Source organism: Acidihalobacter yilgarnensis (genome assembly GCF_001753245.1).
In the GTDB taxonomy this organism is placed as follows: Bacteria; Pseudomonadota; Gammaproteobacteria; order DSM-5130; family Acidihalobacteraceae; genus Acidihalobacter; species Acidihalobacter yilgarnensis.
Window position 1 is genome coordinate 790925 of the sequence record NZ_CP017415.1, and the last position, 25819, is coordinate 816743.

Consider the following 25819-nt stretch of genomic DNA (forward strand, 5'->3'; position numbering starts at 1 on the left):
AAAACACGTCAGGCAGCCGCGAAAGGGTTCCGAAGGACGGGGGTCAGGTGTGTTCGGCAGCGTTAATCTGTTGCAGCAGCAGCCCCTGTGCAGGACGTGGTTTTGAACGGTCGCCGCCCACGCGGTGATAGCTGCCATCGGATTGCAGCACCCAGGCTTGGGCATTGTCCTTGAGATAAATTTCAAGACCTTCGTGGTAGACCCGTTGGGCCAAGCTGCGATCCTCAATGGGAAATGCGCTTTCGACACGACGAAAGAAATTACGCGGCATCCAGTCGGCCGATGAGCAGAAGACTTCGGGCTCCGCGCCATCGTTCTGGAAATAAAATACGCGCGAGTGTTCAAGGAAGCGGCCAAGCACCGAGCGGACGCGGATGTTTTCAGAGGCGCCAGGCACGCCTGGGCGCAGGCAGCAAATACCGCGCACGATCAGGTCGATTGATACGCCAGCGCGCGAAGCCTGATAGAGAGCCTGGATGATCTGCGGATCGATCAGTGCATTCATGCGGGCGATGATCCGGGATGGGCGTCCGGCCTTGGCTGCCTCGGCTTCACGGCTGATGCGTGCAAGGATGCCCTTGTGCAGGGTGAAGGGAGCCTGCAGTAACTTTTTGGGGCGTGAAACACGACCCAGACCGGTGAGTTGCTGGAATATTTTGTGTACGTCTTCCCCGATAACCTTGTCTGCCGTGAACAGGCCGAAGTCCGTGTAGTGTCGCGCGGTGCCAGCGTGATAATTGCCGGTACCCAGATGGACATAGCGCTTTACGCGTCCCTTATGGCGCCGAACCACCATTGATATCTTGGCGTGGGTCTTATACCCGACCACGCCGTAGACCACATGTGCGCCGGCGTCTTGCAGATGGCTGGCGAGTTCGATATTGGCTGCTTCGTCGAAGCGTGCGCGTAGTTCGACCACGACGGTAACTTCCTTGCCCGCGCGCGCGGCTTCGACGAGGAGGCCGACGATGCGCGAGCCGGCGCCCGTGCGGTAGAGCGTTTGCTTGATTGCCAGTACTTCCGGGTCGCGCGCGGCCTGACGGATGAATTCGATCACCGGATTGAAGGATTCAAAGGGATGATGCAGCAAGACATCGCCCTTGTCCAAGGCCTCGAAGTAATTGCTGCCTAGCTGCAACGCGGTGGGCAGCACCGGTGTGAACGGCGTGAATTTGAGGTCGTTTCGGTCGACCAGATCCACTACGGCGAGCAGGCGATTGAGGTTGACGGGGCCATTGACCTGGAACAGGTCGGCTTGTCCGAGTCCGAACTGACGCAGCAAGTATTCGGCGGTATGTGCGGTGCAGTTGTCGGCCACCTCAAGACGCACGGCCTCGCCGAAATTGCGAGATGGCAGTTCCCCTTCGAGCGCATGCAAGAGGTCATCGATTTCCTCTTCATCGACGAAGAGGTCGCTGTTTCGGGTGACTCGGAATTGATAGCACCCCGTTACCCTCATGCCAGGAAAGAGGTCGCCGACGTGGGCATGGATGATGGATGACAGGAATACAAATCCATACTCGCTACGGGAAATTTCGTCGGGCAGGCGGATCAGGCGGGGTAACGAGCGGGGTGCCTGTACGATGGCAAGCCCGCTGTCGCGCCCAAAGGCGTCCTTGCCCTCCAGGGTAATGACGAAATTCAAGCTCTTGTTGAGGGTGCGCGGAAAGGGGTGCGAGGGGTCAAGACCGAGTGGACTGAGCACGGGCAGTAGCTCTCGGTTGAAGTAGCGCTTGATCCATTCCGCCTGTTCTGTATTCCAGTGCGTGCGGCGCACAAAGCGGATGCCCTTTTCCGCAAGAGCGGGTACCAATACTTCGTTAAAGATACGGTATTGGTCGTCGACCAGGGCATGGGCCTGAACACTGACGCGATCAAACTGCTCGTTGGCAGATAACCCGTCAGCGCCGGGCGTGGATACACCAAGGGCGATCTGTTGCTTGAGGCCGGACACCCGAATTTCGAAGAATTCGTCGAGATTCGTGCTCGATATACACAAAAAGCGCAGACGCTCCAGAAGCGGGATGCTCGCATCCTTGGCCAAGTCGAGCACGCGACGGTTGAATTCGAGCAGGCTTAGTTCGCGATTGATGTAGAGATCTTTGCTTGCGAGGTCGATCTCCGCGGTCATTGGGGATATTCCGATACTGGTTGTCACGGCGCTGTCATGATCCCTCGGGTAGGCTAGCCGGGAAGCTGCCCGCTACGCCCTTGGCAGGCTAGCACGGCCACATGGAGTTTGCCATTATAGCCATATAGGCCCGGATGGCCTTCCCCCAATCAGGTGACGTCGATGAATCAAGACATGCTCAAGAAACACATCTCGCAGCAATTCAACGCGGAGCTCGAGGATGTGCGCAACCGCGTGTTGACCATGGGTGGCCTCGTCGAGAAAAACGTTGGCGAGGCGATCGAAGCATTGGTCAATGGCGATGCCGCGCTGGGTGAACTGGCGGCAAAATCCGATTATCAGGTCAATCGGATGGAGCTGAGTATCGACGAAGAGTGTTCGCGCATTCTGGCGCGTCGTCAGCCGGCGGCGCTGGATCTGCGCTTGGTGATGACGGTCATCAAAACGATCACGGATCTTGAACGCGTAGGCGATAAGGCGGAAAAGATCGGCCGCTTGGCCATCGAGTTGGCGAATCAGGAACGTCTCGATCGCTACAAGGAGCTGCGTTACATGGGCGATCTCGCCCGTGAAGCGCTACATCAGGCGCTAGACGCGTTTGCACGTATGGACGTCGAGCTGGCCATGCAGGTCGTGCGCGGAGACGAGGTGATCGATGATGCCTACGACGGGTTGACCCGACAGCTGGTGACCTACATGATGGAAGACCCACGTAATATTCGCCGAGGCATCGATGTGCTGTGGTGCGCGCGTGCCCTGGAGCGGGTGGGCGATCACGCCAAGAATATCGCGGAATATGTGGTCTATATGGTTCTTGGCAAGGATGTGCGCCACGTGACCCCTGAGCAGATCGAGGACGAGGTTCGCAAGGCCGGGCATTGAGTTCGCCGCCTGTGTTCTGTGAGTCTTAGCCCAATAGGGAAATCCTGCTGGCCAAGGTCACGACATCAAGTTCCAGCAGGATTTCGCAGTATTCGTTTTGGGGTTCGATCGGAGTGGGGTCGTCGGCGCAACTGCAGCCCGCCACGATGCCAGTATAGAAAACGCCCGCCTTTACCCGAATCTTGTCCCCACGACGCTCGGTCTTGAGAAGCGTTGTCTCGATGGGGGCGTCCAGCGCATAGCTAGTGGCACGGAGCCCCTGCTGTAGGGGCAGCGCCTCGGGGCCCATCTGGGTCAGCGCGTGTTTGATCTCGGTTTCAAAGTGATCGGTACCCCAAGCATCGATCACACTGTCGAAGTCAGTCATCTCAGCGTCCCGTGGTGACGGTTTGTCCAATGTGTTGTCCGTCTATTGCTCATTGAGCCTGTTCGTGAGTGGTACCCACCACGCCGCTTGGGTCGCGTCCGCCGACGTCTATGTAGTCTGCAATCTCCCTCAGCACAGTGGTGGCGAAGGCGCCTGCCGGGAGGCTGAAATCGAGCACCAGACTGAGGCCGTCGTTTTCCCAGCCCCAAGTCAGCTCGCTGGGCCTCAATCTCAGTGGTCTGCGTTCCTGTCGCAGACCTGCGGCGCTCAGGCCCGCGGCAATGTCTTGGAAGTCCGCGGCAACGGCATGCTCGATTGCCCTGGCCTCCCCACTGCTGGGTGGCTCGCCGGTGCCCCATAGCGCGCCGCTGGGATGTATGTCCCAATCGGCGAGCCGCAGATCGAGTGCAGCATCGCCTGGGGTGGCCGTAAAGTAGCTGCGACTGCCATCGAGCAGGACTGCCTCGCCGGGCAGTAAGCAATTCCAGCTGTGCTGTCGGACGCGCTCGGCGAGAATGGCATTGAACAAGGCGCTGCGGGCGGCCGAAAGGTACAAGCTGCGCCGGTTGCGGTCACGCTCTGGGCGCCCCGCGAACATGGCTCTAGCCCTGGCTAAGTTACCTCCGGCGCGTCCAAAGCGCTGTTCGCCAAAGTAGTTAGGCACGCCTTGCATCGCGATCTGTTGGATGCGCTCCGTGACCGCGTCCCGATTCCCGGTCACGTCACATAAGCGCAGCCGGAAGCGATTGCCGCGCAAGGCCCCGACCTTGAGCTTACGAGAGTGACGTGCTTGGCGAAGTATTCGCAGACTGCTTTCAGCCAGGGTTTCTGCGGTTGGGTCATCACGACCGGGGAGGTGCAGGCTGAACCACTGGCGCGCGATCGCGTGCTTGTCCTTACGTCCGGCATAACCGACCGCAGCAGGGGGAATGCCGGTGGCGCGGGCCAGCCGTCGCGCCAGATCATCGGTGTTTTCGCCGCGTTTTTCGATCAGCAGCCAAAGGTGTTCACCTTCGCCTTCGGGCTCGGTCAGCGGGATTTCCTCGACCAGGAAGTCGTCTTGCCCGCGACGGATGATGGCGCTGATCGGGGGGGCACGCAGTATGGCAGAGCGTCGGATTGTTCATGAGGAGCGGGCAAACGTTCGTTCACGCGGTGGCTATCCTTTATGCTGAATCAGGGTGGGGATGGGCAAGGTGGTGGCAATTTAACTGGAATAAACCGAATCGTCGCCACGTCTTACGCAACCGTACACCAACAACAAAGCCTGGGGTGACGCCCCCGTGGTCTATAGGATGAATAACCGGTGCCTTGTGCGGGCGACACTGCGTCAGCCAGACCGGCGAGGCATTTCATACCAATGCAGTTAGGAGGGTCGCAACCCCATGAGTATATCGCGCCGAGAGTTCATGCAAATGATGGCCGTAGCAGGCATCGCCGGCTTCCTGAGCCCCCGCTTCGCACAGGCGGCTGGTAAAAGCGCCGAGGATTTTTATGCGATCCCCGACTACGGGAACGTGACGCTGCTGCACTTCACGGACTGTCATGCTCAGCTCAATCCAGTGTACTGGCGCGAACCCGATACCAACATTGGCGTCGGCGCGGCGATCGGCCGGCCGCCGCATCTGACGGGTGATCACTTCCTCAAGTTCTACCATGAGATGGCCGGCACCCAAGACGCCTACGCCTTCGACTGCCTGGATTACACCGAACTGGCGCATAAATACGGCAAGATGGGCGGCTTCGCGCATCTGACCAGCCTGATCAAGCGCTATCGCGAGGAGCGCAAGGATCGCACGCTGCTGCTCGATGCCGGCGATACTTGGCAGGGTTCCGCCACCTCGCTGTGGACCAAGGGCGCGGACATGGTGGGCGCGCAGAACCTGATGGGCGTGGATGCCATGGTCGGTCACTGGGAGTTCACCTACGGTCAGGCGCGGGTCAAAGAGCTGGTCGAAAAGCACCTCAAGGCCGAATTCCTGGCCCAGAACGTCAACGACAGCACCTGGGGCGATCTGGTCTTCAAGCCGTACACGATCCGCGAGGTGAGTGGGCGCAAGATCGCGATCATCGGTCAGGCCTTCCCATATACGCCGATCGCCAACCCGCGGTACATGATTCCCGACTGGACCTTCGGCATCAAGCAGGATCACATGCAGAAGATGGTCGACGAGTGCAAGCAGAAGCACGCCGCCGATCTCATCGTGCTGCTCTCGCATAACGGCGCCGACGTCGACATGAAGATGGCCGCCAACGTCAAGGGCATCGACATCATCCTCGGTGGCCACACCCACGACATCATGGGGCCGCGCCCGGTCAAGATCGGTAACACCTTGGTCATCAACACATCGACCAACGGCAAGATCCTGGCCCGCTTCGATCTCGACGTCGGCAAGGGTCGTCTCAAGGGCTATCGCTTCCACTACATGCCGGTCTTCTCCAATCTGATTAAACCGGACGAGGAAATGGCAGCCTACATCCAGAAGGTGCGTGCGCCCTACGAGAAGAAGCTCTCCGAGCCGCTCGCGGTGACGGAAAGCCTGCTGTACCGCCGTGACAACTTCAACGGCACCTTCGATCAACTGCTGGTGCAGGCACTGATGGAGGAGATGGATGCCGAGGCGGCGTTCTCGCCAGGTTTCCGCTGGGGTTACGCCAAGCTGCCGGGCGAAACCATTACCTTCGACGACGTGATGGGGCAGACGGCGATCACCTATCCGCAGGTAACCATCAACGAATACACCGGCGAGACCATCAAGACCATTATGGAGGATGTCGGCGACAACCTGTTCAACAAGGATCCCTACTATCAGCAAGGTGGCGACATGATTCGCGTCGGCAACATCCAGTACGTGATGGACCCGAACAAAAAGATCGGTCACCGCATTAAGGAGCTGCATGTTGGCGGCAAACCGATGTCCATGAAGAAGAAGTACAAGGTTGCGGGATGGGCGGCCGTATCCCGCCCGGTCGAAGGCACGCCAGTATGGGACGTGTTTGCCAAATGGTTACGTGACCAGAAACATGTCCGCGTGGACAAGCTCGATGTCCCACGTCTGGTCGGGGTCAAGGACAATCCGGGTATCGCCTTCCCGAAGGACTACGGGCTTTAAGCCCGCGCTTTGTCTTAAGCGCTATGACCCGCGGTGCCGTGCTGATCGGTGCGGCACCGCATGTGGCGGGAGGTGCCAGAGGCATCATTGCCCGCCGATTCGCCGGCCCCGCGGGGTCGGTTCGCTTGGAGAATGATCGTGAGTTGTCATGCACTGCGTGCCCCATCCCTGCGTGCCCTGTGGTTGGGTTTGTGTTTTTGGCTCGGTCTCACGGGGGTGTCGCAAGCGGCAGCATCCGGCGAGCCCGCCTTGATCCGTGAAGCGGCACAATCGCACTGGATCGCGGAGGGGCACGGCGATCGCGTGATTTACGTTATTTTCGATCCCAATTGTCCCTATTGCCACTTGGTATATGTCGACTCCCAAGCTTATCTGAAGCATTACCAGTTCCGTTGGGTGCCGGTGGCAATATTGACCCCGACGAGTCCGGGCAAGGCGGCGGCCATGCTGGAAGCTCATGACCGTAACGCTGCGCTCAAGGAAAACGAAGATCATTTCGTGCGTGCGCACGGCAAGCTGGGTGGGCTCAAGCCGCTGGCGCGGATGACCGCCGAGACGCGTCGTGAGTTGGCCGAAAACAAGGCACTGTTGACGAAGACGGGTATAGAGGTCGTGCCTACCATCGTGTTTCTTAACAAGCATGGCAAGGCGAAGGTTATCAAGGGCGCGCCTGCAAAAGCGGATTTCCCGACCCTGCTGAATGAAGTGGCCAAGTCCTCGAGTAAATCTCCACACGCCAAGTGATGCTTCTGGCTTCGTTTAGTCGACTGCCGGCAGCATCCTGATTGCAGTGGGCGCGCAGGATAGCGTGACCTCACTGCCGACATGAAGAGGGTCGTGACGAGGCGTGCGCCTCGGAATTTGAACCTCCAGGGCAACGGCGAGGCCGGCATCACAGCACAGGTGCAAGCCGAGCCCGTGCATGCGTAAGCGGGCGATGCGGGCGGGTAGTTGATTGTGGCCATGCGTGGGCACGGTATCCGCGTATCCTAGGTCAATATCATCGGCACGCAGGGCAAGGATGACCCGCCCGTGTGAAGGCGCGCCATGCGCCAAAGCCACATTCAGGCCAATGTCGTCGCAAGACACGCGCGTTTCCGTTTGGGTCCGTTGCGTAATCCTACCCTCGAACAGGTTGTGATAACCGACCAGCCGCGCTACCTCGACCCCCGCTGGGGCGCCGAAGACCTCGGATGGTGTTCCTTGCTGGACGATCCGCCCGCGTGACAGGACCGCCATGCGATCCGCCATCGCGGCCAGATGTGGGTCGTGCGTGACCGCGAGTGCCGGGATACCCAGGGCGCCGATCAACTCGATCAACTCGCCGAGAATCTGATCTCGTGTGGTTGCGTCCAGGGCCGAAGTAGGCTCATCCAGCAGCAGCAGTTCCGGTTTCCTGGCCAGTGCCCGGGCAAGCGCTATGCGTTGCTGTTGACCGCCGGAAAGGGTATGCGGTCGGCGGTCGGCGAGGTCGGCGAGGCGGACGCGTTCAAGCAATGTCTGTGCCTCGGCGCGTTGCGCCGATTTCGGACCACGCAATGCGAAGGCGATGTTTTCCCAGACGCTCAGGTGGGGGAAGAGCGCATAACCCTGGGGTAGGTAGCCAATCGGACGCCGCTCTGGAGGCAGATTGTCGTAGGGTGTGCCGCGTGCCGAGAGCAGACCGGCGACGGCCTTGAGCAGCGTGCTTTTGCCTTCGCCACTCCGCCCGAGCAGGACACAGAAGCCCTCGATGTCCAACGAAATGTCGAGGGCGATCGGCTGAGGCACGCGATAGTCGATGCGGATCATGTGCCGAGTGCACTCTGTCGGCGGGATAGTATGCCCAGCAGCAGAGGGACGGGCATGGCGATCAGAAAGAACAGCCATAGCAGCGGGTAGACCGCAGACAGGCCGTAGTCCTGCAGGTTGACCCAGAGCTTCACGGGGATTCCCTGGGGGAAGTAGGCAATGATGAGGACCACGCCGAATTCGCCCAATGCGCGTACCCAGGCGAGTGCCGCGCCAGCAGCCAGCCCGAGTCTGGCTAGCGGGAGTGTGACGGAGACAAAGCATTGCCAACGTGTTTTCCCAAGCGTCAAGGCGACCTGTTCGAGCTCGCCGGGCACCGCTTCGAAGGCAGCGCGGGCCGCGACGATGTAATACGGTGCGGCGCTATAGACTTGGGCGAGCACAAAAGCATAAGCGGAATTGGAGAGTTCCACGCCAATCTTCGCGAACGGCGCGCCGGCCCAGCCATAGGGTCCGTAGAGCGTACTGAGCAAGATGCCCATCGCCAATGGCGGCGTCAGTAACGGCAGCAGGATCAGCAGTTCGGCAAGCCACTTGCCGTGGAATCGATGGCGAGCCAGCCAGTAGGCGACTGGGGTCCCGAACCCGATGATGATGGCCAGTGCGGCAGCGGTATAGATTAGCGAAACCCGGACGGCATCGAAATCGCCCGGTACCAGCCGGAAGTGCGTCCATTCGGTGGAATGGACCAAACCGGCGAAGGGCAGAATCAGCAGGACGAGTCCGAGGCCACCGCAGGCGGCAAGGAGATGTCGCGCGCGGCTCACGAAAGTGGATGGCCCTGGGGCGGGCTATAGCCCGTGGCGTGGAACATCGCTTGTGCTGCAGGGCTGCGCAGGAAATTGACGAAGTCATGCGCCAGTCGGGGGTGGCGGGCCTTACCCAGGACGGCGGCATAGAATACCAGTGGTTGGGGTTTTACCTGAACAGTTTTGCCACCAGCCGCTTGGACACTGAAGCTGGCGCGGTTGTACCAGCTTTGCATGTAGGCCGGTTCGCCCAGATTGATTTCATCGGGTAGCCGGATATAGGGCAGATGATGGGAACGCACGGCACTCAGATAACCGGCCACGGCATCGATCTGTCCTGACTCCAGTCGACTGAGCAGTGATGGCTCGGTAAATATCTGACGCGGGTTGCGCAAGGGGCCCAATATCGTCTTCACCAGATTGGGTTGGCGGTAGTACAACGCGGCGAGCTGGAAGCTCAGGATGATGTTGCGGCCCTGAGGGTCGGTCGCGGGATCGGTGCGGCCAAAGCGCAATCCCTTGCTTTCCAGTATCCGGTACCAGGCTTGCTTGCCTTGGGCAGCCTGGGCAAATCGCGCGGCGAAGCGTGATTTAGGACTATACGCGATGACCATTTGGGTGCTCGCAACCGGTACCGCGTGCTGCACCAAGCCCTCGCTGATCAGCAGCTGCATCGGCCCAGGTGTCACCGAGACGAAGACGTCGGCGTGTAGCTGTCCCGCCGCCAGCAGCCGGGCCAAGGCCCAGGCGCCTTGGCCGATACCGTGGATACTTGCATCATGGGTCTGTGCGAAGTTTGGGTCGATGTGACGGTCCATCACCACGCCCATGGAGCCGGCATAGGCAACGGTCAGGGTGGGCTTGGCCTGCGCCACCGAGCAGGCGACGGTCAGCAGGCCGAGCAGCAGTATGAATGGCGATTTACGCATGAGGTGATTCCTGGTTGGCGCGGTCGGCTTCGGTGGGGCTCTATCATAGAGCCGTTGGGTTCGAAATATATCACCGTATATAGCGACCGTCACCGTCATCGCGCAGATGCTCAAGAAGTCGATGGGCGTTCTGGAAGTAGAGGAGAAGTGCCTCGCCGCGCGAAGACGGTTATTCCGGGTCGCGCGGGGGATTGAGCAACAGCTCAAGTGCTTCGATATCGTCGGCGATAGCCATGCGGGCCTTGTGCTCCATGCTGCGATAGCGTTGCAGGATTTCGCGCCCGCCTGGCGTCAGCTGCGCGCCACCGCCACCGCTGCCGCCGGTCGCGGTATCAACGAGAGGGGTGCGGAAGCTTTGGTTCATGGTGTCGACCAGCACCCAGGCACGCCGGTAAGACATGTTCATGTGACGCGCGGCCGCTGAGATGGAACCGGTGGATTCGATGGCTTCAAGCAGATCGGCTTTGCCCGGCCCTAGGGCGATAACCGTGCCGAGCAGTATGCGGATACGAGGTCCGCGCGAACTCATCCGCGTAATGAAACGTCGAGCAGGAATTCCAGTAGCGACTTCTGCGCGTGCAGGCGGTTTTCCGCTTCATCCCAGACGACGCTTTGCGGACCGTCGATCACGCCGGCAGCGACTTCTTCTCCGCGGTGCGCGGGCAGGCAGTGCATGAATAGCGCGCCGTGTGCCGCGCAGGCCATCACCGCTTCGTCGATCTGGTAGGCGGTAAAGGCCTCGGCACGCCGCGCCTGCTCCTCTTCCTGGCCCATGCTCGCCCAGACGTCGGTGACCAGAAGATCGGCATTCGTAGCGGCGAGTTTTGCATCCTGCATGAGGGTGACGTGGTCACCGGCCTTCTCGATGAAGCGCGTATCCGGTTCGTAGCCTGGGGGGCAAGCAATGCGAAGGTGGAAGTCGAGCAGGCGCGCGGCATTCATCCAGGAGTGGCACATGTTGTTGCCGTCGCCGATCCAGGCGACGGTTCGGCCGCTGATGTCGCCACGGTGTTCGGTATAGGTCTGCAGGTCGGCAAGTAATTGACAAGGATGTACGTCGTCGCTGAGGCCGTTGATCACCGGCACCCGCGAGTGTGCGGCGAAGCGTTCCAGCGTTTCATGCGCGAAGGTACGGATCATGACCACGTCGACCATACGCGAGAGGACGCGGGCGGTATCCTCGATCGGTTCGCCGCGGCCGAGTTGAGTATCGCGTGGCGACAGAAACAGGGCGTGACCGCCGAGCTGAGCCATGCCGACCTCGAAGGATACGCGGGTACGCGTCGAGGCCTTTTCGAAGATCATGCCAAGGGTTTTGCCCTGTAGAGGGGCATGGCGATCACCTCGGTGCTGGATCGCTTTAAGCTCGCTCGCGCGTTTGATCACGGCACGGAGTTCGTCCGTGTCCAGGTCGTCCAGGGTCAGGAAGTGGCGCCGTTTCATGCTTGCGCAATCTCCGGGGAGGTGGCCAGAAAGTCCTCGATCAGCTCGCAGAGGGTCGTGACCAGCGTGTTTGCCTGGATGTCGTCCAGCACCAGTGGTGGCAGTAGGCGGATCACATTGCCGGCGGTGACATTGATGAGCAAGTGACGTTCCAGTGCCTGCTGCACGAGTGCGCCGCACGGGCGGTCGAGTTCGATGCCGAGGAGCAGACCGCAACCGCGGATCGCTACGACTCCAGGCAGGCCGGCGAGGCGCTCGCGCAGTGCGTCAAGCAGGTGTGTGCCGAGTGCGGCGGCCCGCTCGACCAGGCCCTGGGTCTCGATGGTCTCAATGACCGCTTCCGCGGCGCGACAGGCCAAGGGATTGCCGCCAAATGTGGAGCCGTGATTACCGGGGCCGAGCACTTCGGCGGCATGGCCGCGTGCAAGGCAGGCGCCTATCGGTACGCCATTGCCCAGCGCCTTGGCGACCGTCATCACATCGGGGCGGATGCCGCTGAGCTGGTGCGCGAACCAGCGCCCGGCCCGGCCCATGCCGGTCTGTATTTCATCGAGCATCAGTAACCAGCCGAATTCGTCGCATAGCGCTCGTAGGGCCGGCAGGTAAGTCTCTGACGGGATGCGGATACCACCTTCGCCCTGTATTGGCTCGACGAGTACGGCCACAACATTGGGGCGATTGGCTGCGATGGTGCGCAGCGCGTCGATGTCGTCGTAGGGCGCGCGCACGAAGCCGCGCACTAGCGGTTCGAATCCGGCCTGAACCTTGCGGTTGCCGGTAGCAGAGAGTGTCGCGAGGGTGCGACCGTGGAAGCTGTTTTCCATGACCACGATCTCGGGCAGGTCGATCCCGCGCTGATGTCCATGCAGGCGTGCGAGCTTGATGGCGGCCTCGTTGGCTTCGGCACCGGAGTTGCCGAAGAACACACGGTCCATGCGTGCGATTGCACACAGGCGGTCACCCAGGCGCTCCTGCAGGGGAATGTGGTACAGATTCGAGGTATGCAACAGCGTGGCGGCCTGGTCCGACAATGCGGCCCCGATGGCAGGGTGTGCGTGCCCGAGTCCGCAGACAGCGATGCCTGAAAGGGCATCCAGGTATGCCGTGCCCTGATCGTCGTACAACCAGGCACCTTCGCCGCGTACGAAGCTGACGGGTAGCCGTGCATAGGTATGCATCAGTGTGTCACTCATGGGTATAGGCCGCCATAAACGAAAACGGCAGCACTCGGGCTGCCGGAAAAGCCGATTATAAGCGTCGTCCGCCGAAATAAAAGCCCCTGCCCAGCGTGTGGCTGGGCAGGGGCTTGGTGCGATTAGGCGCCGAGGTTCTTCGCGACGAAGGACCAGTCGACCAGATTCCACCAGCCTTCCAGGTATTTCGGGCGGGCGTTGCGATAATCGATGTAGTACGCATGCTCCCAGACGTCCACGGTCATCAACGGTGTGAGACCGTCGCGCAGCGGGTTGGCGGCATTGCCGGTGTTGACGATTTCGAGGTTACCGGCGGCGTTCTTGACCAGCCAGGTCCAGCCTGAGCCGAAGTTGGTGGTAGCGGACTGGGCGAATTTTTCCTTGAACGAGGCAAAATCGCCAAAGGCCTTGGTGATGGCCTCAGCCAGGGCGCCGGTGGGTTCGCCGCCGCCATTGGGCGACAGACCATTGAAATAGAAGGTGTGGTTCCATACCTGCGCGGCATTGTTGAAGATACCGCCGGCTGGCGCCTTGCGAATGATATCTTCCAGGCTGGCGCCCTCGAATTCGGTGCCGGGCACAAGCTTGTTGAGATTGGCCACGTAGGTGGCATGGTGCTTGTCGTGATGGAACTCCAGCGTCTCGGCTGAAATATGGGGTTCCAGGGCATTCTTGGCGTAGGCCAGAGGTGGCAGTTCGAAGGCCATCTGATTTTCTCCTTTGGGTTGTCGGGGGTTTCTGCGTGGGCAGGCGTGACGCCCGGCCCGACGTTCTGGATGAGGGTGCCTAACATAGGCCAGGCAGGTCGGACATGCAATAATGCCTCGCCTTTGAACTGCCGATGAGGACGCTATGTGTGGGATCGCCGGTGAACTGGGTTTTGGAGGCAGACTTCCCGAGTCGGCCGTTTTGCAACGCATGCTCGACCGCCTGCGTCGGCGCGGGCCCGATCACGAGGGGCATTATCGCGAGGGGCCGGTACTGCTGGGCCACCGCCGGCTGGCGATCATTGATCTGTCGTCCGCAGCCGACCAGCCGATGGTCGATGCCGCGACGGGTGCCACGATCGTATTCAACGGCACCATCTACAACTATCCGGCCTTGCGCAATGAGCTGATCGGGAGAGGGCATAGCTTCCGTTCCACGGGAGATACGGAGGTCATTCTCAAGGCCTATGCGGAATGGGGAGAGGCCTGCGTCGAAAGGCTGATTGGCATGTTTGCCTTCGCCATCTGGGACGTGCGTGCGCAGCGATTGTTCCTGGCACGGGATCGGCTGGGCATCAAGCCCCTGTATTACAGCGAAACGCGCAATGGTTTCCGATTCGCCTCCAACGTTCAGGCGTTGCTGGCAGGGGGGGATGTCGACAGTGGAATCGATCCGATCGCGCTGCACCACCATCTGAGTCTACACGCCGTGGTACCGGCACCGCGGACTTTGCTCAAGGGCGTGCGCAAGCTGCCGCCCGCTCATACGTTGAGCATTGGCTCCGACGGGCGTCAGCAAATGCGTGCCTATTGGCGGCTAGAGGCGCGTCGCCCGGCCGAGCCGCGCAGCGAGCAGGAGTGGATCGAGGCCGTTCACGGTGCCTTACGCACGGCGGTCGAGCGGCGTATGCGCATTGCCGATGTGCCGGTCGGCGTGCTGCTCTCTGGTGGGCTGGACTCCAGCCTGTTGGTGGCCTTGCTGGCCGAATCCGGTGTCGACAAGCTCAAAACCTTTACCGTGGGTTTTGAGGATCAGCCCGAGGAAAAGGGTAGCGAGTTCGAGTATTCAGACCCGGTTGCCGAACGCTACGCTACCGAACATTACAAGTTTGAAATTCCCAATGGCGAGGTGCTTACGCGCCTGCCCGAGGCGGTCGATCAAATGTCCGAGCCGATGGTGGCGCAGGATGCGGTGGCCTTCTATCTGCTATCCGGCCAAGTGTCGCGTCACGTCAAGGCCGTGCAATCCGGCCAGGGCGCGGACGAGGTCTTCGGCGGCTATTTCTGGTATTCGCAAATGGCTGAGGCTCAGGGGACGCCGATTGAGCGTTTCCGGCCGCGCTATTTCGACCGAGACCATGCCGAATACCTGCGCACGGTCATGCCCGCCTATGCCACCGAGGATGTCACATCAGCCTATATCGCCGAGCGTCTTGCCGAACCCGGTGCCGATGAATTCATCGATCAGGTGCTGCGCCTCGACACCACCACGCTGATCGTCGACGATCCGGTCAAGCGCGTGGACAACATGACCATGGCCTGGGGCTTGGAGGCGCGTGTGCCTTTCCTCGATCACGAACTCGTCGAGCTGGCCGCGAGCATGCCACCTGAACTCAAGCTGCGTGGCGGCGGTAAATATGTACTCAAGCAGATCGCGCGTGGGCGCATCCCAGATGCCGTCATCGACCGCCCCAAGGGGTATTTCCCGGTGCCCGCGCTCAAGTACGTGCGTGGGGAGGCCTTCGATTTCATGGCCGATATCGTCAATTCGCAGGCGAGCCGGGAGCGCGGTCTGTTCCGACGCGAGTATGTCGATGCGCTGTTGGCGGATCCCGAGGGCGAGGACAGTTTCACGGCCATTCGCGGCAACAAGCTCTGGCATATGGCCTTGCTGGAGTTGTGGCTGCAACGCCACCTGGGTGGAGATGCCCTATGACGGGTCGAATACTCGATGCGTCATAGGGGGCTGCCCACTATCAGCTACGCGAAAATTTCATACTAAATCGGGGTGCCGATAAAGATGGTTTTGGCATGCCGAGACTTCGTTAGAGGCCATGTGAAACCCGATTTCTGCATCACCGGGGTGCCAGTCATGCCGGCGCAGCAAACGACCGTCCGTAATCGGATATCGGACGGCTGCTGCATACAGACCGCTGCGCTTTCGCCCGTTGCGCACGCCTGATGCGTCATCGGCCGATCCAAGCGGTATTTCGGGGTGCCGGCGCAAATATGTTCGTGGCGAAGCCTTCTATTTCATGATGGGTGCCGTCAAGCCGCGGACGTTTCCAGAGCCGATCTGCCCTGATGCGCGTATGTTGATGCTCGATTGGCTGATCTTGAGGGCAGCATCACGGCTATCCGAAGTCACAAACTCTGGCATCTGGAGTTTCTACCGTGACACCGTGACACCCGGGCGACGATGCCGGTCTAACGCCGTGACCGCAAAACCGCGTGAACAGCGGGCTTAATTTTCCGGGTTAACGCGGTAGACTGCTTGCGTCACGGAATTTCCTTTCCGCTCCCAAACCAGACCGAACGAGGTGACGCATGGACGTCATGGAACGAATTGACCAGCAGGTGAAAAGCAATCCCGTGGTGTTGTTCATGAAGGGCACGCCGCAGTTTCCCATGTGCGGCTTCTCCAGTCGCACAGCCGAGGCGCTCAAGCGCTGCAGCGAAGATTTTGCCTACGTGAATGTATTGGCGGACCCCGAAGTGTTCGAGAATCTGCCCCGTTATGCCAATTGGCCAACCTTCCCGCAGCTCTATATTAATGGCGAGTTGGTGGGTGGGTGCGACATCACGCTCGAGATGTACCAGAGCGGCGAACTGGAGACGGCCGTGAAAGCCGCGATCACGCGCAGCAGCGGGGTGGCCTGATCTGAATTCGGATTTGGGGTGGTCGGTTCAGCGGTAAATGAAGCCGTTGCGTCCGGCCACCTTGGCGGCGGCCAGATTGTCCTCGGCTGCACCGATGAAGGTGCTTAGCGGCTCAATCGCCTGATCCGAATGGTGACAATGGGCGCCCACCGAGACCGTGATCTCGATGTCGCCCATGTCGCTGTGATACGCGCGCATGCCTGTGGTTTCGACGAGGCGGGCAAACAGATCGGGGCGCGGCAGGCTCGGTTCCTGATAGGCCATCGCGATTGCGAAGGTATCTTCCCCGTGGCGGGTGATTACATCGGTGGGTCTCACCGCGTTGCGTAGACGCAGGGCGACGTTGTTTAGCATGTCGTCGCCGATGTCGTAGCTGTAGCGCTCGTTGATGCGCTTGAAATGGTCGATGGCCACCAGGGCGACGCAGACGCCGCCGTGGCGTGCCTGGGCCACTCGCAGCATGGCCTCGATCCGCTGTTCCAGATAACGACGATTGCCAAGTCCGGTCAGGGCGTCTATCTGGTTCGAGGCGATGAGTTCGCGATTGGCGGCCTGGACCGCATCGGCGGTTTGCAGCAGGGCGTTGTGTAGCGATGCAATACGCCCCGCGCCGTAGACGCGGGCGGCGAGCGCATTGGCTTCCGGCGGCTTGACCAGATAGTCGTCAACGCCACGCCTGAAGGCCTCAAGTAAGGCCTCGTTCTCGCCTTTGGCGGTGAACAGCAGGACGGCGGTATACCAGTGGCGGCGCTCGTCCAGACGTCGAATTTCGTCAAGCAGGTCGAGCCCGCTCATGCCGGGCATAACCCAGTCGGCAAGGATCACGTCGGCGCGGCGCTCGGTGGCCATTTTGAGCGCCTCGGCGCCGGTGGGAGCCAAGCGTATGTCGGTATAACCGATCTTCCGTAGGCTCTGTTCGAGCACCACGCGGGAGAAGCGCATGTCATCGACGACGATCAGGCTAAGTTCCGGCGGCAACGTTCCCCCTCACGCTTATGCGAACGGTTGGTAGTTGATCATAATAAACGATTATCGCCGTATAATGCGTGCCTTGATGCCTTGCTCGTGGTAGGCAGTTTCAGTTCGCTTCGCCGATCGTGTGTCCGTGGCTTTTTTGCCAGCGATTGAGTACACCGCAGAACAGTTCGGCGGTCATCTCTGCATCATAGGTCGCGCTATGCGCCTGCGCCGTATTCCACTCCAACCCGGCCGCGCGTACGGCGCGCGCCAGCACGGTCTGACCATAGGCCATCGCGGCGAGTGTGACCGTGTCGAAATTGCTGAATGGATGAAAGGGGTTGCGCTTCAGCCCGGTGCGGGAGACTGCGGCGTTGACGAAGCCTAGGTCGAAGGCCGCGTTATGTCCCACTAGGATGGCGCGGGTGCACTCGTTCTCGCCGACTGCGCGTCGCACTTCCTTGAACACGTCGCTCAAGGCCTCTTTCTCGGGAATGGCCAGACGTAGCGGATGCCAAGGATCGATGCCGTTGACCTCCAGCGACGCGGGTTCGAGATTGGCGCCATCGAAGGGTACGACATGGCGACTGATCGTCTGGTCGCGATGGATGTAGCCCGACTCGTCCATGCGCAGCGTGATCGCAGCGATCTGCAGCAGGGCGTCGGTCTGGGCGTTGAAACCGCCTGTTTCGACATCGACAACTACAGGTAGGAAACCGCGAAAGCGCTGGCCGATCGGGACGTATTCACTCATTTGAGGCAGGTTCGTGGCATATGGCATATCACCCAGCTTACCCTAGCGGGATGCTGCGGGGGAATCGTTGTTTCATGTGCCCTAGGCGTGCTATGTCGCTGGGAGGGTTCTTGACCACCTCAGGAAAAAACATGATGATGGCGCCGCTTCTTGAAGGCACCCGTATTCCGTTGCACGGCCGGCGCATTGACGTCGGGCGTGCACGCCTGCGCTGGATCCGGTGAGGGTCCAACGCCAAGCTTGGAGGTTCGCCATGAATACTCATGTCCAGTTGCAGGACGCCGATGCCATCGAGACCCAGGAGTGGATCGATGCACTGGAATCCGTGATCGAGCAGGAGGGTGTCGAACGCGCGCATTACCTGCTGGAACAACTGATAGACAAGGCCCGCCGCTCAGGTGCCTACCTGCCATATTCCGCCAACACGGCTTACGTCAATACGATCCCGCCGCATTTGGAAGCGATTCTACCCGGCGACCAGGCGATGGAGCGGCGTATCCGCTCGCTGATCCGCTGGAACGCGCTGGCCATGGTCGTCAAGGCCAACCGTAAGAGCTCCGAGCTGGGTGGGCATATTGCCAGCTTTGCTTCCATCGCCACGCTGTATGACGTTGGCTTTAACCATTTCTGGCGCGCGCCGACGCATGAACACGGTGGTGATCTTGTGTACTTTCAGGGGCATTCATCCCCAGGCAACTATGCCCGCGCCTTCCTCGAAGGTCGACTGAGCGAGGAGCAGCTCGACAACTTCCGCCAAGAGGTCGACGGCAAGGGTATTCCTTCTTACCCACATCCTTGGTCGATGCCAGACTTCTGGCAATTCCCTACAGTTTCGATGGGACTTGGCCCGTTGCAGGCGGTCTATCAGGCTCGCTTCATGAAGTACTTGAGCGATCGCGGTCTGGCCGACACGCGCGACCGCAAGGTCTGGTGCTTCATCGGTGACGGCGAGATGGATGAGCCCGAGAGCATGGCCGGTATCTCGCTGGCGTCGCGCGAGAAACTCGACAATCTGATCTTCGTCATCAACTGTAACTTGCAGCGCCTGGACGGGCCTGTGCGCGGCAATGGCAAGGTCGTCCAGGAATTCGAGGCACTGTTCCGCGGGGCCGGCTGGAATGCCCTGAAGGTGCTCTGGGGGCGTTACTGGGATCCGTTGCTCGCACGCGACCAGGACGGCCTGCTGCAGCGCCGTATGATGGAGGCGGTCGACGGCGAGTATCAAAATTACAAATCCAAGGATGGTGCCTACGTCCGCGAGCATTTCTTCGGCAAATATCCGGAGCTCAAGGCGATGGTCGCGACCATGTCAGACGAGGATGTGTGGCGTCTGAACCGTGGGGGCCACGATCCATACAAGGTCTACGCGGCCTATGCGGCGGCGGCCAAACACACCGGCGAACCCACGGTCATTTTGGCGCACACCGTCAAGGGCTATGGTATGGGGCGCGCAGGACAAGGGCAAAATCGTACCCATCAGCAGAAAAAGCTGCACGACGAGGAACTGCTGGCCTTTCGCGACCGCTTCGACATCCCACTGTCTGACGAGGACGTGGTGGCTTGCAAGTACTTCCGCCCAGCCGAAGACAGCGAAGAGATGCGCTACCTGCGGGCACGTCGTGAGGCCTTGGGTGGTTACTTGCCAATGCGTAAGCGGCTGGCAGCACCGCTGGAGGTGCCTGGCCTGGATGCATTCGCGCCGCTACTGGAGGACAGTGGCGACCGCGAACTGTCGACCACCATGGCCTTCGTGCGCATGCTCACCGTGCTCACCCGCGACAAGAAAATCGGCAAGAACATTGTGCCGATCATTCCCGACGAGGCGCGTACCTTCGGCATGGAAGGCATGTTCCGGCAGCTCGGGATCTATTCCTCCGTCGGCCAGCTCTACACGCCGGAGGACAAGGACCAGATCATGTTCTACAAGGAGGACAAGAGCGGTCAGATCATCGAAGAAGGCCTCAACGAGGCCGGCGCGATCGCCTCTTGGATCGCCGCCGCCACGGCCTACAGCAACCATGACGTGAACATGGTGCCGTTCTTCACCTTCTACTCCATGTTTGGCTTCCAGCGCGTGGGCGACTTCATCTGGGCCGCCGGCGACATGCAGGCGCGCGGCTTCCTGATGGGCGCGACCGCCGGGCGCACCACCCTGGCCGGAGAGGGTTTGCAGCATCAGGACGGCCATAGCCATGTGATGGCCGGTTTCATCCCCAACTGCGTCAGCTATGACCCGACCTTCGCTTACGAGCTCGCGGTGATCGTGCAAGACGGCATGCGCCGGATGTACGACGAGCAGGAGAATGTCTTCTACTACATCACCGTGATGAACGAGAACTACCACCACCCGGCGATGCCCAAGGGTGCGGAAGAAGGCATCATCAAGGGCCTGTACTTGTTCCGGCAGGGAGGGCGCAAGAAGAAAAAGGTACAGTTGCTTGGCTCCGGTACGATCCTGCGTGAGGTCATCGCCGCCGCTGAATTGCTGGAACAGGACTTCGGTGTGACCGCGGATATCTGGAGTGCGACCAGCTTCAACGAACTCCGCCGCGAAGCGGACGATGCCGAGCGCTGGAGTCGCCTGCACCCGGAGGCCCCTGCGCGCGAGGCCTACGTATCGGCTTGCCTCAAGGGACGTGCCGGGCCGTTCGTCGTCGCCACCGATTACATCAAACAGTACGCCGACCAAATCCGGGCCTGGATACCAGGGCGCTACGTGGTGCTCGGGACCGATGGCTTCGGCCGCAGCGATACACGCCAGCAGCTGCGTAAATATTTCGAGGTGGATCGTTACCACGTCGCGGTCGCCGCGCTCAAGGCGCTGGCCGACGAGGGCACGATTTCGGCCACAGAGGTCAGCCGCGCTATAGCGCTTTATGGTGTGGATCCGAACAAGCCGCATCCGACCACCGCCTGACGAGCCCGGGAGCAAGCGCATGGCAGAATTGAAGGAAATTCGCGTCCCCGATATCGGGGACTTCAAGACCGTTGAGGTCATTGAGGTGTTGGTCAACCCCGGCGACGTAATTTCGGTCGACAGCTCGTTGATCACGCTGGAGTCGGACAAGGCGAGTATGGAGATTCCCGCCCCCGAGGGTGGACTGGTGCGCGAGGTGCGCGTCAAGGTGGGGGATCATGTCGCGCAAGGTTCGCCTATCTTGGTGCTTGAGCCGCAGGCGGAGGCTGTTCCCGCGGCCACCGCACCGAAAGCGGAGGCGTCGCCGCCGGCTGCCGCAGTGAGTAAGCCGTCTGCGCCGACAAGCGATGCGCCCCCGATATCCTCCCCGCCGGCCTCCGTGCAGGGCACAACGCCCAAGCCCTCACCGACGGCACATCTGAACGAACGGCGATTCCGCAAGGCGCATGCAAGCCCTGCCGTACGGCGATTCGCGCGTGAGCTGGGGGTGGATCTTGGCGAGGTGAGTGGCAGTGGCCCCAAGGGCCGCGTGCTCCGCGAAGACGTGCAGGGTTACGTTAAGCGTGCCTTGAGTCAGGGGGCCGCGACGGGTGGGCTTGGCGTGGCGGCGATGCCTGAGATCGATTTCAGTCAGTTTGGCGAAATCGAGATGCAAGGCTTAACCAAAATTAACCGCCTGACCGGTCAGAATCTGCATCGTAACTGGGTGACGGTGCCCCACGTCACGCAGTTCGATGAGGCCGATGTGACGGAGCTGGAATCCTTCCGTAAGCAGATGGTTGAGGAGTATGCCGCCAGGGGCGTGAAGCTGACCCTGCTGGCCTTTCTGATGAAGGCAGTGGTTTCGGCGCTACGCGAGTTTCCGCGCGTGAATGCTTCGCTGGATCCGACTCAGCAGCAGCTGATTCTAAAAAAATATTTTCATATCGGTATCGCCGTCGATACGGCCGATGGCCTCGTCGTGCCTGTGATCCGCGACGTGGATCGTAAGAGTCTGATCGATCTGGCCCGTGAGCTCGGCGAGATTTCGATCAAGGCGCGTGAAAAGAAGCTCAAGCCCTCGGACATGCAGGGTGGCTGCTTCTCCATTTCCAGTCTCGGCGGACTCGGCGGCACTGCGTTTACGCCCATCGTCAATGCGCCCGAGGTGGCCATTCTGGGCGTATCGCGCGCACGTTGGCAGCCGGTCTACGAGGACGGCGAGTTCGTGCCGCGCCTGATGTTGCCGCTATCGCTGTCCTACGACCACCGCGTCATAGACGGCGCGTTGGGCGCGCGTTTCACTACCTTCCTGAGCAAGCTGCTGTCCGATACGCGACGCATGCTGCTCTAGTGCTTCCGGGAGTCGCGGATCATGGGTCAAATCATCACCATAACAGTCCCTGATATTGGGGATTTTAAGGACGTCGAGGTGATCGAGGTACTGGTCGCGCCGGGCGACACCGTCGTTCCGGATGCTTCTCTGATCACCTTGGAGTCGGACAAGGCCAGCATGGAAATTCCCGCGCCGCAGGGCGGCGTGGTACATGAATTGTTGGTCAAAGTGGGCGACCGTATCGCTCAAGGGGCCGCAATTCTGACTTTGGAACCCAGCGAAGCTGATGCGCCCACACCTGCGGCAACAGCACCGCCGGACAACTCTGCCGTCACCCCATCAGCGACGTCTGCTCCCGCAGACGAAAACGGCATCGTGGATTGGGAGGCCGAGGTTTTGGTGCTCGGCTCCGGCCCCGGCGGTTACACGGCGGCCTTCCGCGCGGCGGATCTCGGCAAGCGGGTGGTGCTGGTGGAGCGCCACGCGGTGATCGGCGGCGTCTGCCTCAACGTTGGCTGTATCCCTTCCAAGGCGTTGTTGCACACCGCGCAGGTGATCAACGAGGCAGCCGAGTTCGCCGAACATGGCGTGCGCTTCGGTGCGCCTGAGATCGATCTCGGTACCATCCGCGCCTACAAGGACGGGATCATCGGCAAGCTTACGGGTGGCCTTGCGCAGCTGGCCAAGCAGCGCAAGGTGCAGATCGTGCACGGTGAGGGGCGATTCTCCTCACCCAATACGGTGTCGGTGGAAACCGCCGAGGGTGTGAAGCGGGTTCGCTTCGAACAGGCAATCATTGCTGTGGGTTCCCGTGTAGCCAAACTGCCGTTCGTGCCCTGGGACGATCCGCGTGTGATGGATTCCACCGATGCGCTGGAGATCGAGGAAGTACCGGATCGCCTGCTGGTGATCGGCGGCGGCATCATTGGTCTGGAAATGGCCACGGTCTACCACGCCCTGGGCGCGAAGGTCAGCGTGGTCGAACTGGCCGACGGTCTCATCCCTGGCGCCGACCGTGACATCGTGCGGCCGCTGGAGCGGCGCATCAAGGCGCGCTACGAAAGCATCTTCCTCAAGACACAGGTGACCGCGATCGAGCCACGTGAGGATGGCTTGCTGTGTCGATTCGAGGGTGACAAGGCGCCGGCCGAGGATCTGTTCGATCGCGTTCTGGTAGCTGTTGGGCGCTCGCCCAACGGTAAGTCGATCGGTGCCGAGGCGGCCGGCGTGAGCGTGGACGAGCGCGGTTTCATCGCAGTCGACAGCCAGCAACGCACCAACGTGCCGCACATCTACGCTATCGGTGATGTCGTCGGCCAGCCCATGCTCGCACACAAGGCAACGCACGAGGGCAAGGTGGCGGCTGAGGTTGCCGCTGGGCAGCCGTCGCACTTCGATGCCCGCGCCATTCCTTCGGTGGCCTACACCGATCCCGAGGTCGCCTGGATGGGCCTGACCGAGACGGAAGCCAAGGCTCAGGGTATTGCCTACCAGAAGGGCGCCTTTCCGTGGGCGGCGAGTGGACGCTCGTTATCGCTGGGGCGCGACGAGGGGCTGACCAAGATATTGTTCGATCCAGAGACGCATCGCGTACTTGGGGCCGGCATCGTAGGCCCGAATGCTGGCGAATTGATTGCCGAGGCAGTATTGGCGCTGGAAATGGATGCCGAGGCCGGCGATCTGGCGTTGACGGTGCATCCACACCCCACGCTGTCGGAAACACTGAATTTTGCCGCTGAGATGGCGGAGGGCACTATTACCGACCTGTATGTGCCGAGGCGTGGCTAGCTCGGCGCCTGGATACCTTGGAGCGAAAGGCCTGCCTCGACCTTTGCGGAGCGCGGCGGGCGGTGGTGCACCGGGGATCGGGGATCGGGAGCAAATATTGATCGCATCGGATCAGCTTGGGATGGACGGAGGGCTGTGACAGTGCTTTCCGCCAGCCCAGAATCAAAACCTGGCTCGTGAGAACCTTGAGTGCTCCAGAACCTTGAGTGTGCGGCTGACGTTAGCTGGCTTGACTCAGCATGCCGGCACGGTTGCAACGCAGTACGTGAAACCAAAACCCGCGAGTGCCATGCCGAAAAACCATAGCATCGACGGCTCGGAGACACGCGATTCGGTGACCGCTGCGAGCTTTTGATCAAATCGATGTGGGTATCGCTGACGATGCTAGAAATGCCCGCTTGCGTCGATCTGGCCAGTACCTCGCCGTTGCTCAGTCCATCGCCAAAATCAACGGCAGCCGGTGCGCCGCCAAAGCCGGCCGTGCCGCCGCTGGCATCGCCGGTTTCTCATTGCATGCGCTCGTAAAAAAAATCCGATGCCGTCCCGACCGCTGGGAATTGCGTAACCAGGGCCGTGTAGTACCAGCGGGAAGTAATTCAGCTTGTCGGCATGCGAGTGATAGTCGCCGACGCCATCCCTGGTCACGATCACTTCGCTCGGTATGTCGTACATCAGCCTGCTGGAGGGGTTGCGCGTGCCGACGTCGGAGATGAAGGGGGCGATGGCCGGTTGTGACGCGTCTTACGGGCCGGGGGGGGCGTAACGGCATATACCCTACCATTGAAGCCGATATTGCCGTTTTCGTATGCCCGCTTGTGTTGATCCGGGATGGCCTGCCAAGCCCTTCAGGGCGAGGCATTCGGGTCCGGTTTGGGCACCCATCCTGACACCCAGCCAAGTGGCGTCAGCAATTCATAGAGTCCCTGAAAGGCGGCAGGGTCGGCGGGGATGAAATGGGTTGCGCTCCTGGCGAATCGATGGAAAATTGGAGCAGCCGGCTTGGCGCCTTCGGGGTTGCTCAGTGCTGCGATAATGCGCGCGCGCGCGGCTGCAGGGATATCCGGGCTAGCCGTCAGTGTTTGGTTGGGCATTGGTGTGGCTGATGTGTAGATAACCCGCAGCTTGGAGCGCTGAACTGCGCTCAGATGGTGTTTGAAGTATGAATCTCGATAGATCGCCGTACTGCATTTTCCAGCCAGTTGGGCACGGTAGATCGCTGGGAAACCGCCGCTGTCGATGGCTACGATGATCGGTTGTTGCAGTGGGTCGCTATACCGGCTCATGAAGCTAAGCGTTAACAGGTTTGGAGAGTCAAGCCCGCAGACGCGACTGCCGATAAGATCTTTGAGCGCATTGATTTGTGGATTTGAGGTTGCGACGACATAGGCAAGATGCCCGGGCAGGCTGACCAGCGGAACATCGTGCAAGTACTTCATGCGCCAAGAGACGAACTGAGGGCCGTCGAAGACGAAGGTGAAGGCGCCTTTTTGCATGCGATGGCTATAGGTGCCCCAGTCGCCCATATACAGTCCGGGATATTTGTAGACGACCGGTTGGCCGACGAGCTTGGTCAGTTCAGCGGCAAGCGGCCCATATAGCTGCTCTGCGGCGGCCGGCGTTTCGCGCGGCGGAGCGGTCAGAATCAGAGGTTGGGCCGCTTGCGCGAGGCTTGGGGCTACCAACAGGCATGCGAGCAGCATGCGAGGGAATATCCGTGTATTCATGCCAATACCTTTGTCTTCGTTCGGTTGCATTCTTATGCGGTGGCAAGGGCATTAATAACATAGTTGCGGTAACCCTGCATGACCTCTCCGTGTTTGGAATTCCGAGTATCAAGGTGTCCTGCGATGAGGATAGGTCGCCACCTATTCATCATTCGAATCACGGTCTTGCCCATGCCTGG

General features: G+C 60.6%; 21 protein-coding genes and 1 pseudogene. 8 read left to right on the forward strand and 14 right to left on the reverse strand.

Annotation, left to right across the window (positions count from 1 at the left end; all coding sequences use genetic code 11):
- Positions 1-43 precede the first annotated feature (43 nt).
- Positions 44-2131, reverse strand: coding sequence for a polyphosphate kinase 1 (gene ppk1 / locus BI364_RS03805; protein ID WP_070077625.1), 2088 nt, complete (start codon positions 2129-2131; stop codon positions 44-46).
- Between the two features lie 162 nt (positions 2132-2293).
- On the opposite strand from ppk1, the gene phoU reads away from it, so the two are divergent.
- Entirely contained in the window at positions 2294-3013 is a 720-nt protein-coding gene (gene phoU / locus BI364_RS03810; protein WP_070077626.1) for a phosphate signaling complex protein PhoU, read from the forward strand.
- Positions 3014-3038: 25 nt separating this feature from the next.
- Here phoU and BI364_RS03815 read toward each other — a convergent pair whose 3' ends face one another.
- Together BI364_RS03815 and truD are read right to left on the reverse strand one after the other, a co-directional pair.
- The gene (locus tag BI364_RS03815; RefSeq protein WP_070077627.1) at positions 3039-3380 is read right to left on the reverse strand and encodes a hypothetical protein; all 342 of its coding nucleotides are present in this window, start codon (positions 3378-3380) and stop codon (positions 3039-3041) included.
- A 49-nt stretch (positions 3381-3429) separates the two neighbouring features.
- Positions 3430-4500, reverse strand: coding sequence for a tRNA pseudouridine(13) synthase TruD (gene truD / locus BI364_RS03820; RefSeq protein ID WP_070077628.1), 1071 nt, complete (start codon positions 4498-4500; stop codon positions 3430-3432).
- A 265-nt stretch (positions 4501-4765) separates the two neighbouring features.
- On the opposite strand from truD, the gene soxB reads away from it, so the two are divergent.
- Both soxB and BI364_RS03830 read left to right on the forward strand, forming a co-directional pair.
- A complete protein-coding gene (gene soxB / locus BI364_RS03825) occupies positions 4766-6493 on the forward strand; it encodes a thiosulfohydrolase SoxB (RefSeq protein WP_070077629.1) in 1728 nt (575 codons plus the stop codon).
- Positions 6494-6631: 138 nt separating this feature from the next.
- Positions 6632-7237 carry a thioredoxin fold domain-containing protein gene (locus BI364_RS03830; RefSeq protein ID WP_197495847.1) on the forward strand — a complete coding sequence of 202 codons (606 nt, stop codon included), beginning with the start codon at positions 6632-6634 and terminating at the stop codon, positions 7235-7237.
- Between the two features lie 15 nt (positions 7238-7252).
- Here the strand turns inward: BI364_RS03830 and BI364_RS19075 are convergent, their stop codons facing one another.
- From BI364_RS19075 to BI364_RS03865, 8 genes and pseudogenes are all read right to left on the reverse strand, one after another.
- A complete protein-coding gene (locus BI364_RS19075; protein ID WP_407639345.1) occupies positions 7253-7744 on the reverse strand; it encodes a TOBE domain-containing protein in 492 nt (163 codons plus the stop codon).
- Positions 7745-7842: 98 nt separating this feature from the next.
- A pseudogene (locus BI364_RS19080) lies at positions 7843-8362 on the reverse strand (ABC transporter ATP-binding protein); the annotation flags it as partial.
- The gene (locus BI364_RS03840) at positions 8281-9051 is read right to left on the reverse strand and encodes an ABC transporter permease subunit (protein WP_070077631.1); all 771 of its coding nucleotides are present in this window, start codon (positions 9049-9051) and stop codon (positions 8281-8283) included. The gene BI364_RS03840 and the pseudogene BI364_RS19080, both read right to left, overlap by 82 nt.
- Entirely contained in the window at positions 9048-9962 is a 915-nt protein-coding gene (locus BI364_RS03845) for an extracellular solute-binding protein (RefSeq protein ID WP_070077632.1), read from the reverse strand. Before BI364_RS03845 ends, BI364_RS03840 begins: the two co-directional genes overlap by 4 nt.
- A 169-nt stretch (positions 9963-10131) precedes the next feature.
- A complete protein-coding gene (locus BI364_RS03850; RefSeq protein ID WP_070077633.1) occupies positions 10132-10491 on the reverse strand; it encodes a winged helix-turn-helix domain-containing protein in 360 nt (119 codons plus the stop codon).
- Entirely contained in the window at positions 10488-11405 is a 918-nt protein-coding gene (argF, locus tag BI364_RS03855) for an ornithine carbamoyltransferase (protein WP_070077634.1), read from the reverse strand. The genes BI364_RS03850 and argF overlap by 4 nt, the downstream gene beginning before the upstream one ends.
- On the reverse strand, positions 11402-12598 hold the full coding sequence (locus BI364_RS03860) for an aspartate aminotransferase family protein (protein ID WP_070077635.1): 1197 nt from the start codon (positions 12596-12598) through the stop codon (positions 11402-11404). The genes argF and BI364_RS03860 overlap by 4 nt, the downstream gene beginning before the upstream one ends.
- Before the next feature lie 122 nt (positions 12599-12720).
- A complete protein-coding gene (locus tag BI364_RS03865) occupies positions 12721-13305 on the reverse strand; it encodes a superoxide dismutase (protein WP_070077636.1) in 585 nt (194 codons plus the stop codon).
- A 145-nt stretch (positions 13306-13450) separates the two neighbouring features.
- Here BI364_RS03865 and BI364_RS03870 point away from each other — a divergent pair, with 145 nt between their 5' ends.
- Both BI364_RS03870 and grxD read left to right on the forward strand, forming a co-directional pair.
- On the forward strand, positions 13451-15241 hold the full coding sequence (locus tag BI364_RS03870) for an N-acetylglutaminylglutamine amidotransferase (protein ID WP_070077637.1): 1791 nt from the start codon (positions 13451-13453) through the stop codon (positions 15239-15241).
- A gap of 611 nt (positions 15242-15852) precedes the next feature.
- Positions 15853-16185: a Grx4 family monothiol glutaredoxin gene (gene grxD / locus BI364_RS03875; protein ID WP_070077638.1), complete on the forward strand. Its 333-nt coding sequence runs from the start codon at positions 15853-15855 to the stop codon at positions 16183-16185.
- A gap of 27 nt (positions 16186-16212) precedes the next feature.
- Here the strand turns inward: grxD and BI364_RS03880 are convergent, their stop codons facing one another.
- On the reverse strand, positions 16213-17163 hold the full coding sequence (locus BI364_RS03880) for a diguanylate cyclase (RefSeq protein WP_083251148.1): 951 nt from the start codon (positions 17161-17163) through the stop codon (positions 16213-16215).
- Between the two features lie 100 nt (positions 17164-17263).
- A complete protein-coding gene (gene rnt, locus BI364_RS03885; RefSeq protein WP_197495851.1) occupies positions 17264-17896 on the reverse strand; it encodes a ribonuclease T in 633 nt (210 codons plus the stop codon).
- A gap of 253 nt (positions 17897-18149) precedes the next feature.
- Between rnt and aceE the strand changes: the two genes are divergently transcribed.
- The 3 genes from aceE to lpdA are packed head-to-tail and all read left to right on the forward strand — an operon-like array spanning position 18150 to position 23916.
- Positions 18150-20813 carry a pyruvate dehydrogenase (acetyl-transferring), homodimeric type gene (gene aceE / locus BI364_RS03890; RefSeq protein WP_070077639.1) on the forward strand — a complete coding sequence of 888 codons (2664 nt, stop codon included), beginning with the start codon at positions 18150-18152 and terminating at the stop codon, positions 20811-20813.
- A 19-nt stretch (positions 20814-20832) separates the two neighbouring features.
- Positions 20833-22146, forward strand: a complete 1314-nt coding sequence (gene aceF, locus BI364_RS03895; protein WP_070077640.1) for a dihydrolipoyllysine-residue acetyltransferase — start codon at positions 20833-20835, stop codon at positions 22144-22146.
- Positions 22147-22167: 21 nt separating this feature from the next.
- Positions 22168-23916, forward strand: coding sequence for a dihydrolipoyl dehydrogenase (gene lpdA, locus BI364_RS03900; protein ID WP_070077641.1), 1749 nt, complete (start codon positions 22168-22170; stop codon positions 23914-23916).
- An 845-nt stretch (positions 23917-24761) separates the two neighbouring features.
- Here the strand turns inward: lpdA and BI364_RS03905 are convergent.
- Entirely contained in the window at positions 24762-25640 is an 879-nt protein-coding gene (locus BI364_RS03905) for a phosphate/phosphite/phosphonate ABC transporter substrate-binding protein (RefSeq protein ID WP_197495853.1), read from the reverse strand.
- Positions 25641-25819: the final 179 nt, after the last annotated feature.